We start from the raw sequence: 4,499 nt of genomic DNA, 5'->3' as shown, positions 1-4,499 counted from the left end.
ACTTGCAAATTCGGCGAGTTAACGTGACAACACCCTGTGGAGTTCTACGGCTTGGTATGAGTTCCGTCCCAAACACTTGCATTTAGCGGATATTCCGAATGAACTGGCTTACAAGGGCGAAGCTTGGAAAGGCTGTAGCCTCAGAGCGCACAGCGAGAGTTTTTGCAATCCGCTGCATTAATAAATCTCAGAAAAACACAAGCATGTCTGATTGGCACACGATCTCGCTTTCTGACGCTGCACGCAGGTTATTTCAGGGATGTATTGCTGCAGCGAGTAAAGTCCTCCGAACCAGGTCCGCGATAGCCTCTATCAACGTCTGATCGCTATCTCCAGATGAGTTGTTGATCAATTCTTGGATGAGCCTGTCTTTCGCCGATCATCTCTGGAAACCGGGCATAGCAAGCGAAAGATGATCTACATCAAGCGCGTTCGCGAACCTTCGGGCAACTGCGTAGGCGCCCCTTCGCCCTTCCCGAACCAAAGCAAATCACATCAGCAACCACCCACCCTACCGACGGTCAGCACACCCTAACCCCATATGTAACCATATGTATTCTTGATCCTTTGCAGGCGTTCCGGCTATAAAACCTCCAGTTCCACGGAGGGCACGTGAATCATGGATCCGACAAATTCAGAACTCGAAACAGGCCCCGCGCTGACCCTCGCAAGTTGCAAGGCAGAACCGCGCGTAAACGCCCCCCGGCACGTGCCGTGTTCGAAGCGAACTGTGCCGAGCCGGGTGCGACTGACCTCCAAAACGCCGTCGAACCCTTGAGCACGCGCGCTGCGGCACCTTTCAGACAGACTAATACAAGGAAAACGAATGCAATTCTTCAATAGAAAGCAGCTGGCCCTCTGGGATACGGCGCTCAGTACCTCTGAAGAGCTGGCGAAGGGGTTGTCGCGGCGTCAGTTCGGCTTGGCTGCGGCTGCGGCTTTTGCGATGCCCAAAGCGTTGAGCGCGCATGGCTCCACGCAGGTGACCTCTCAGGGAACCTACAATATCACAGTCGACCCGGTGCGCATCAACACGGGCGATTTTCAGAAGATGGGCGTGGGCTACAACCGCAGCCAGATTCCGACGATCCTGCGCTTCAAGGAAGGTGAGGAGGTTACGATAAACGTGACCAACAACCTCAGCGAAAGCACCTCGATCCACTGGCATGGACTTATCGTGCCCTTCCGTCAGGACGGCGTTCCGGGGATCAGCTTCAACGGCATCGCCCCCGGTCAGACCTTTACCTATCGCTTCCCGATCCAGCAGGCCGGGACCTATTGGTTCCACAGCCATTCAGGCCTTCAGGAGCCGGATGGCGCCTACGGTGCGATCGTGATCGAGCCGCGCGGCAGGGAACGCATACCAGCGCACCGCGACTATGTCGTTCAGCTGGCCGACAAACATCCCCATCCGGGCAACCGCATCTTGCGGAACCTCAAGATGCAGTCCGACTACTACAACCGTTCGCAGCGCACTTTTCAGGACCTGATCCGGGACGCCCGCATGGACGGTCTCAAGGCGACGCTGAAAGAGCGCCGCATGTGGGGGCGCATGCGCATGCTGCCGAGCGACGTCGAAGACGTGCAGGGATTTACCTCGCTGATCAACGGTCGCAGCACGTCGCAAAACTGGACCGGTTTGTTCCGGCCCGGTGAGAAGGTCCGCCTTCGGATCATCAACTCCTCCGCGATGACCTACTTCGACATGCGGATACCGGGACTGAAAATGGTCGTCGTGCAGGCTGACGGCAACGATGTGGAGCCTGTCGCCGTGGATGAACTGCGGGTCGCGGTTGCCGAGACCTATGATGTCATCGTCCAGCCTACGCAGAACAAGGTCTATAGCATTATTGCGGAATCCATGGGCCGCAACGGGCTTGTTCGGGGCACCCTGTCACCCAGAGAGGGCTATGCCGGTGCCGTGCCCCGTCTCAGACCCAAGCCCTTGCTCACCATGGCCGACATGAGCGGCATGATGGGCGGTATGGGTATGGATATGGGCATGGGTATGGGCGACCACGTCATGCAGAACATGACCGGAATGAACCACACCGACATGACAGGCATGGACCATTCAAACATGCAATCCAGCCAGCAGCCCCCGATGCCTGCGATGACCCCGTCAGAGGAAAAGCCGAAGAAAAAGACTTCGATGGCTGGGATGGACCATACGCAGATGCAAAAGCCTGCGATGGACGGCATGGACCACACGCAGATGCAGCAGAAGAAAAAGGCACCGATGTCAGGCATGAACCATGCCCAGATGCAGAAGCCCGCAATGGACGGTATGAGCGGCATGGACAGTATGAGCGGAATGGCAATGTCTGATGGCGGCGATCCGTTCTATGTCCCGGGCAGCGGACTGACGCCTGTCGCGTACAACGGCGGCAAGTTCCTGTCCTACGCAGACCTGCGCGCCGCCAGCCCTCGTTACCGTCACCGCGCACCCTCACGCACCATCGTGTTGCGGCTGACCGGTAACATGGAGCGCTACATCTGGTCGATCAACGACGTGAAATACGACGATGCCGCCCCGATCACGCTCCGATACGGCGAGCGGGTGCGCATGCGGTTCATCAACGAAACGATGATGTCGCATCCGATGCACCTGCACGGGATGTGGTCGATCATCGATGCCGGTCACGGTCCGCGCAATCCCATCAAGCACACCGTGAACATCAATCCCGCCGCCACGACGGACATCGAAGTCGAGGCCGACGCCCCCGGTCAATGGGCGTTCCACTGTCACCTCAGCTACCACGCGCGGGCGGGAATGTTCCGCAAGGTCGTGGTCAAGGGACGCGCGGCTTGAGCCGGGAAATACAAAGGACGAACGTAATGAAATACAGTCAACTCGCCGGACTGGCCGGCCTCATCCTTCCTTGGGCCTCGCTCGTGCAGGCTCAGCCCGTCAAACAGACCGAACAGCTGATCTGGGGCGTGCAGGCGGAACAGTTGGAAATTCGCGCACTGGATGACGAAGAGGTCCTTGTCTGGGATTTCGACGCCCTCATCGGCACGGATGAGCTCAAGCTGGTGTGGCGCAGCGAAGCTGAATACGGTCTTTCGTCCGATGAGTTCGAAAGCCTCGAAAACCAGCTACGTCTCCGGTTTCCAATCTCGACCTTCTTTAACGGCGTGGTCGGAGCCTATGCCAGCACACCCGAGGGCGTTCCGGAACGCTACGCGGCTGTCGTGGGGGTAAAAGGGCTCGCGCCGCAGTGGTTCGAGATCGACGCCGATCTCTACCTCTCCGACTATTCGTTCTTCAGTTTCGAGGCGGAATACGAACTGCTCCTTACCAACCGTCTGATCCTGACCCCGAACATCGAGATCGATATGCCGCTGAAGGATGACATCGCCCGGGGGCGGGGTGCGGGTGGCGCAGTCATGGAGATCGGTGCGCGGCTGAGTTACGACCTCATCGACCGTGCGGTCTCACCCTATATCGGCGTCAACTACGAGACCTCGTTCGGCGACACGCGGGACATCACCCGCGCGGCCGGTGGGGATACAGATGAGTTCTCGGTCGTGATCGGTACACGCCTTCAATTCTGAGATTTGTTCCTGCGGGAGCAATCCGGAGGGCTGATGAGTCCTCCGGCCAATACCTGAACCCAAAAGCAACCAAGGACTAAACAGATGAAACATCTACTGCTGACAATCGCACTGGCTTCCTCCTTTGCGGCACCGGGGTTTGCCGGCGAAGCGGCTCACGGAAACAAGTCCGGCGACACCCATGGAGAAATGAAGATCGGCATGCCCGGCGATGCCGCTGCGGTGGACCGCACGGTCGAGATCGACATGGTCGAAACAGACGACGGCGAAATGCTGTTCAAGGGCGGCGATCTGGATTTCAAAGAAGGCGAGACCGTCCGTTTCGTCGTCCGCAACGAGGGCGAGTTGGACCATGAGTTCATTCTCGACTCGCAAAAGAAGAACGCCGCGCACAAGAACGAAATGGCGGATATGAGCGGTATGAATATGGGTCATAATGAGCCCAACCGCATCCGGCTCGCGCCCGGCGAAGATGCCGAAATCATCTGGACATTTGCAAATAACGGCACGTTCGAAGCTGCTTGCCTGATCCCCGGTCATTACGAATCCGGCATGTTCCGCGAAGTCTCCGTTACTCACTAAACGGTCAGTGCGGATCGCGAGCACCGCCTTGCGATAACGTTAATACCAGAACGGGCGTACACCGCGCCCGTTCTTTCCCCCGTTGGGCGCCCGTCTGCGACGATGGTGTACCGCGCCAGCGGCGGTAGTACCCAGATCCGACGTTTGCAGCAACGCCAGATCGAAGCTGAAAGCCGGGGCCTGACGAAGGCCGAACGCAGAACCCGTGAAAGAAAAGGGACATTGAAGGGCACGAACTCGGCCGTCTCGACAACCGAAGGGCTGCGCCCGATCGATACGGGTGATACATCGCGCCCATTGTTCAAGGTGGAGAGATGGTGAATTGAGGTGTTGTCACGTTAACTCGCCGAATTTGCAAG

The 4,499-nt window shown here is 58.0% G+C and carries 3 protein-coding genes; all 3 read left to right on the top strand.

The features are described from left to right. Positions 1 to 826 precede the first annotated feature (826 nt). The 3 genes from ACGYK7_RS18935 to ACGYK7_RS18925 all read left to right on the top strand — a co-directional run bounded on the left by ACGYK7_RS18935 (position 827) and on the right by ACGYK7_RS18925 (position 4,140). Positions 827 to 2,812 (top strand): multicopper oxidase domain-containing protein, encoded by a 1,986-nt coding sequence (locus ACGYK7_RS18935; RefSeq protein WP_009827245.1) that lies wholly within the window; start codon positions 827 to 829, stop codon positions 2,810 to 2,812. 26 nt (positions 2,813 to 2,838) lie between these two features. Beyond that, on the top strand, positions 2,839 to 3,558 hold the full coding sequence (locus ACGYK7_RS18930; RefSeq protein WP_065335300.1) for a copper resistance protein B: 720 nt from the start codon (positions 2,839 to 2,841) through the stop codon (positions 3,556 to 3,558). Between the two features lie 84 nt (positions 3,559 to 3,642). Then, positions 3,643 to 4,140, top strand: a complete 498-nt coding sequence (locus ACGYK7_RS18925) for a plastocyanin/azurin family copper-binding protein (protein ID WP_009827247.1) — start codon at positions 3,643 to 3,645, stop codon at positions 4,138 to 4,140. Positions 4,141 to 4,499 lie beyond the last annotated feature (359 nt).

The organism is Sulfitobacter sp. 1A15299 (assembly GCF_043556915.1).
Lineage (GTDB): Bacteria > Pseudomonadota > Alphaproteobacteria > Rhodobacterales > Rhodobacteraceae > Sulfitobacter.
This window is presented reverse-complemented; position numbering and strand designations above follow the sequence as displayed.

What these genes read in the sequence shown, in the direction of transcription:
- ACGYK7_RS18935 (WP_009827245.1), top strand. Translation starts at nt 827, where the DNA reads ATGCAATTCTTCAATAGAAAGCAGCTGGCCCTCTGGGATACGGCGCTC.
- ACGYK7_RS18930 (WP_065335300.1), top strand. Translation starts at nt 2,839, where the DNA reads ATGAAATACAGTCAACTCGCCGGACTGGCCGGCCTCATCCTTCCTTGG.
- ACGYK7_RS18925 (WP_009827247.1), top strand. Translation starts at nt 3,643, where the DNA reads ATGAAACATCTACTGCTGACAATCGCACTGGCTTCCTCCTTTGCGGCA.